Consider the following 4192-nt stretch of genomic DNA (forward strand, 5'->3'; position numbering starts at 1 on the left):
TCGCACTGGCGGCGTCGGTTGCAGGTACAGGCTGGTTCTGGACGCTGCGACGTAAAGAGGACGCGCAAACGCTTATCGGCGTTATCTGCCTGATGAAACAGCCGGACAACAACCGCGGATTCTGGCTGGTGCCGGAATGGCAGGGGCAGGGATACATGTCGGAAGCCTGCGATGCCGTCACCGAATTCTGGTTTGAGTCGCTGGACCAACCGGTGCTAAGGGCGCCGAAAGCGGTCGCCAACACCCGTTCAAAAAATATCTCCAGCCGTAGCGGTATGCGACTGGTCGGCATGGATAAGCGCCCGTATGTCGCGGGTGAACTCGACTCCGAACTGTGGGAAATCACCCGCGATGAGTGGAGAAAGTGGAAGAATGCCCGCGTTTAACTACACTGCCTGTTACGCGTAAGCGCGATGCCCTGCATCGCGCTTCCCTAATTTTTCATCTGACGGAGGAGCTCCGTATGTCATTCGATCCCAATACCGACCTGCTGCTGGAACGCGTTGTCGACGCGCCGCGCCAGTTGCTCTGGGAGTGCTGGACAACGCCCGAACACATCAAACACTTTTTTGTGCCAAAGCCGCACCGGGTGACGTCATGCGATATTTCGCTCAAAGTTGGGGGGCGTTTTAACGCGGCTTTTGACGTTGACGGCCACGAAATGAAAAACGAAGGCGTGTACCTCGAGATTGAAGAGGGGAAAAAGCTGGTTTTTACCGATGCCTATACAGAAGGCTGGAAACCGGCGGCAAACCCGTTTATGACCGCGATTCTTACCCTGGAAGACGCCGGGGAGGGAAAAACGAAATATACCGCGCTGGCGCGTCACCGCAGCGCAGAGGATCGTCAGCGCCACGAAGAGATGGGATTCCATGAAGGGTGGGGGATTGTGCTGGATCAGCTTGTCGAGTACGCAAAAGGACTGGCGAAACGCTAGCGGAAAGGCATATTCTTAACAGGGTTAATTTGGGGGGCATATTATGCAGCCCAAATTAACATTGTCATTGTATTGAAATATATATGTCATTTTAATGTCATAATTAAGATGAAAAATAACGGTGGGTAATTATCAGTTGTCATAAGCCAGAAATATATTTCTGGATCGGTTTGTTAACTTAGTGTATTAATTAGTTAAATTTATTGCACGGGAAGCATGGCCATGACTACTGCGGTATTGAATGTTAAAATTACAGCCGAACTGAAAGAACACCTGCGTCATTACGCTGAATCGAATAATGAAACTCTGAGTGCAGCAACAGAACGACTTCTGCAGCTTGCGTTTGAAAGTGCAGAAGAGGCGGGAGTATCAGAAGACGACGTTGACAGCCAGCATACCGAAGAAGAAGTAACTCCTCTTACTCCTAAAGAAATCAAAGCATTACGTAAATTCTTGAAGAAGAAAAAATGAAAGCACAACTTTCAGTCGCCAGTAACTACGGTGAAGCCTGCGAGCTTCTGCGTTCTGGCTATGTGAAACATGTTCGCCTTAACTGGAATGTGGGCAGTGATGAGTTCTTTCGCATTGCTTCCGACTGGTGCGATACCGGCGCCAAAATAAAAAAAGAGGGCGATAGCTTTATTATTTCCCTGAAGGGGTTCCCCATTCCACGCCAGCATTAATATACTTGTCATCCTGTTGTCATTTCATCGACATCAGGATCGGTGATGATGTGTGGACATAAGAAAGACACAATCATCTCATATCATTAAGGACGATGTATTTAGACGAGTCTGATGAAAGACAGGCTCGTCATTGTTTTCTTATATTATTTTTCTTGTACGAGAATTATTCTGCTGACCGTTCAGTGAATCCCAGATAGGCTGTAACGTCTTAAACGCATCCCGCAACGTATTATCCTGCTGAGTAAACGGCAAACGCAGCCAGCGATCGAACGCGCCGTCCTGTCCAAACCGCGTACCGGTGCCCAAATGTATTCCTGCGCCTTCGGCCCTTGCTGCGAACAGGGTCGCCAGCATACCGGGCAATTCCACCCAGAATGAAAGCCCGCCTTCGGGTTGCGTGTAGCGCCATGCCGGGAAGTATTCCGCCATCAGCGTGCTGCACATATCACGCCGCGCGGCCAGCATGTGTCGTCTTGCGGGCAGCAAATGCTGCGCATTTTCCAGCAGCCAGCAGGTGGCCAGTTGCTCCAGTAACGGGGAGCCGAGATCGAGCGTATCGCGGGTCTGAATCAGCGAGGCGATGGTGCGGGAAGCGGCGCGGATCCACCCCAGCCGCAGACCGCCCCAGAAGCTTTTTCCCGTCGAGCCCACGGTGATGACAGGCGCGTCGGGATTAAACGCCGCCAGCGGGGGCGGCGGGGCTGCGTCATACCAGAGGTCGACCATCGTTTCATCCACCACCAGGGTGGTGCGGGTCCGCGCCGCTAAGTCGGCAACCTGCTGGCGCGTCGTGTGGTCCATGCAGCGGCCGGTCGGGTTATGGAAATCCGGCATCAGGTAGGCGAGACGGGGGGCTGTCTGGGCGAATGCTGCGCTAAACCCTGCGACATCCCAGCCCTGACCGGGGAGGGCGACGCCGATCGGGCGACAGGATGCGCCCTGAATCGCCGCCAGCGCCAGCGGGTAGGTGGGGTTATCGACCACCACGCGGTCACCCGGGCCGGTCATCATCCGTAGCGTCAGCGCCAGCCCGCTGACGGCGCCGTTCACCACCATCACTTCATCGGCTCGGGTCGGCAATCCACGCTCGGTGTAGCGGCGGGCGATAGCCTCTCGCAGAGCGGGCAACCCCTGCTGGTCATAGCCGGAACTGCCGAGGTGCTGCGGTAACAGGTGGATTGCGTGGCTGTAGGCCTGATGGATCTCCGGCCCGGCGCTGAGCGCGGCGGTTGAGAGATCCAGCGCCTGGACGCTGGACATGCGCGTTGGCACTCGCGGGTTCTGCGCAGGCAGCATGACCCGCGAGCCGCTGCCGTGGCGGCTCGCGATATACCCCTCATCGCGCAGCTGCGCCAGCGCGCTGGCAAGCGTTGTCCGGCTGACGTTGAGCGCGCTCGCCAGTTCGCGCTCGCCGGGAAGCCGGCTGTCGAGCGCCAGACGCCCGTCGAGGATAAGCAGCCGCAGCGCCTGCGCCAGCTGTCGCCATAGCGGCGTGCGGGCATTTTCCTCCTGCCAGTGCCCTAACAGGCGCACCAGCGACTGACTTCCGGAACGGCGTGTATTCATAGCAGTCCACTTTCCTGAAACTGGTCATTAAATATAGGTCCATTTTTGATGATGATGACGTTTTAGGCAATGATGATGTGAGGTTCTCGTGCTGCGACGTTTGATTCAGCTGTATGCCGGATTGTGTTTATACGGTGTGTCCACCGCGATGTTTGTCCGTGCCGATCTCGGCGCCGACCCGTGGAACGTTTTCCATCTTGGGGTCGCCCGGCTGCTGTCGATGAACATCGGTATGGTCATGATCGTGACCGGCGCGCTGGTGCTGCTGCTGTGGATTCCACTACGCCAGCGACCGGGGCTTGGGACATTGAGCAACGTGATTGTGCTGGGGTTGGCCGCCGATGCCACGCTTGCGGTGCTGCCGACGCTGGAATCGCTGTGGGTGCGCAGCGCGTTGCTGCTGGCGGCCGTGGTGGTGAACGCGCTGGCAACGGGAATGTACATTGGCGCTGGCTTTGGCGCCGGGCCGCGTGACGGCCTGATGACCGGCCTTCACGCCAGAACGGGCTGGTCGGTGCGGATGATTCGCACCAGCATCGAAGTCTCGGTTCTGATCGTCGGTTGTCTGCTGGGCGGAACCTTTGGGCCGGGTACGGTGCTGTATGCGCTGGTGATAGGCCCGCTGATCCAGATTTGTTTGCCCTGGTTTCGCCAGCGGCCAGCCTGCTGCACCGAAAGTGATAAGGTGGAAGCATGAATGATTTTTATGAAGCGCTCACAATCTGGTGAGACGAGTCAGGCTATACTGGCGACATCTGTTCTTAGACCTGTGTGATGATGAAAACCACAACCCTTTATGATGTTGCGAGCGCGGCAGGCGTTTCTTACCAGACGGTTTCCCGGGTCATTAACCAGGCTGAACATGTTTCCGCCCGTACCCGGGAGAAGGTGCAGCAGGCGATGGCTGACCTGAACTATGTGCCTAACCGCGGCGCGCAGCTGTTGGCCGGAAAGCAGTTGAAAACGCTGGGGCTGGTGAGCACCGATCTTGCGCTGCATGCAC

General features: G+C 56.4%; 7 protein-coding genes. 6 read left to right on the top strand and 1 reads right to left on the bottom strand.

What is annotated here, in order from left to right; all coding sequences use genetic code 11:
- The 4 genes from JO226_RS12460 to JO226_RS12475 all read left to right on the top strand — a co-directional run.
- Nucleotides 1-386, top strand: a 386-nt coding sequence (locus tag JO226_RS12460) for a GNAT family N-acetyltransferase (protein WP_293592521.1), incomplete at its 5' end; no start/stop codon positions are given.
- Nucleotides 387-463: 77 nt separating this feature from the next.
- A complete protein-coding gene (locus JO226_RS12465) occupies nucleotides 464-937 on the top strand; it encodes an SRPBCC family protein (protein ID WP_293592523.1) in 474 nt (157 codons plus the stop codon).
- Nucleotides 938-1159: 222 nt separating this feature from the next.
- Complete coding sequence (locus JO226_RS12470) at nucleotides 1160-1408, top strand: hypothetical protein (protein ID WP_293592525.1); 249 nt, start codon at nucleotides 1160-1162, stop codon at nucleotides 1406-1408.
- Entirely contained in the window at nucleotides 1405-1620 is a 216-nt protein-coding gene (locus JO226_RS12475) for a hypothetical protein (RefSeq protein ID WP_293592527.1), read from the top strand. Before JO226_RS12470 ends, JO226_RS12475 begins: the two co-directional genes overlap by 4 nt.
- Nucleotides 1621-1761: 141 nt before the next feature.
- Here the strand turns inward: JO226_RS12475 and JO226_RS12480 are convergent, their stop codons facing one another.
- Nucleotides 1762-3189 carry a PLP-dependent aminotransferase family protein gene (locus JO226_RS12480; protein ID WP_293592529.1) on the bottom strand — a complete coding sequence of 476 codons (1428 nt, stop codon included), beginning with the start codon at nucleotides 3187-3189 and terminating at the stop codon, nucleotides 1762-1764.
- Nucleotides 3190-3277: 88 nt separating this feature from the next.
- On the opposite strand from JO226_RS12480, the gene JO226_RS12485 reads away from it, so the two are divergent.
- Together JO226_RS12485 and JO226_RS12490 are read left to right on the top strand one after the other, a co-directional pair.
- Nucleotides 3278-3886, top strand: a complete 609-nt coding sequence (locus JO226_RS12485; protein ID WP_293592531.1) for a hypothetical protein — start codon at nucleotides 3278-3280, stop codon at nucleotides 3884-3886.
- An 80-nt stretch (nucleotides 3887-3966) separates the two neighbouring features.
- Nucleotides 3967-4192, top strand: a 226-nt coding sequence (locus JO226_RS12490; protein WP_293592533.1) for a LacI family DNA-binding transcriptional regulator, incomplete at its 3' end; no start/stop codon positions are given.

Origin of the sequence: Pluralibacter sp. (assembly GCF_019237635.1) — a bacterium.
Taxonomy (GTDB): Bacteria; Pseudomonadota; Gammaproteobacteria; order Enterobacterales; family Enterobacteriaceae; genus Enterobacter_B.

Coding starts and splice junctions, on each gene's coding strand:
- JO226_RS12465 (WP_293592523.1), top strand. CDS start 464: ATGTCATTCGATCCCAATACCGACCTGCTGCTGGAACGCGTTGTCGAC.
- JO226_RS12470 (WP_293592525.1), top strand. CDS start 1,160: ATGACTACTGCGGTATTGAATGTTAAAATTACAGCCGAACTGAAAGAA.
- JO226_RS12475 (WP_293592527.1), top strand. CDS start 1,405: ATGAAAGCACAACTTTCAGTCGCCAGTAACTACGGTGAAGCCTGCGAG.
- JO226_RS12480 (WP_293592529.1), bottom strand. CDS start 3,189: ATGAATACACGCCGTTCCGGAAGTCAGTCGCTGGTGCGCCTGTTAGGG.